Source organism: Allobosea sp. 05T433 (genome assembly GCF_056396065.1).
On sequence record NZ_JBFTKS010000126.1, the window covers coordinates 1 to 487 of the forward strand.

1 protein-coding gene is annotated in these 487 nt (G+C 68.9%); it reads left to right on the plus strand.

What is annotated here, in order from left to right; translation table 11 throughout:
* Positions 1–487, plus strand: a 487-nt coding sequence (locus AC1DGP_RS35325; protein WP_476833308.1) for a hypothetical protein, incomplete at both ends; no start/stop codon positions are given.

Consider the following 487-nt stretch of genomic DNA (forward strand, 5'->3'; position numbering starts at 1 on the left):
ATCACGGTGAACTCCGGCACAGGTGACGACACGGTCGACGTGACGGCTCTCGAATCGGCCCACCACGTCGTGCTCAATACGGGCGGCGGCTCCGACCATCTGGTTGGCATGCGTGCCCAGGATGAAATGCACGTGACCGGACCAGCTGCCGCCGGCGGATCGACTGGCGGGGGCGGCAGTAATGGTGGTGGTTCCGGAAACGGGAGCGGCAGCGGCTCGGGCAATKAGACCGAGAACGGCGGCGGCAACAGCTCCGGCAGCGAGACGGAGAATGGCGGCGGCAGCGGTTCCGGCAACGAGACCGAGAACGGCGGTGGCGGCACCGGCAATGAGACCGGGAACGGCGGCGGCGGGAGTTGCGGCACCGGCACCGAGACCGGCAATGGTGGCGGAACCGGCCAGACAACGCAGCCGGACGCCGGACTGGTTCTGGTCGGTACGCCCGATGCGGACGTGTTGCTCGGGGCGGCTGGGGCGGACAACCTGA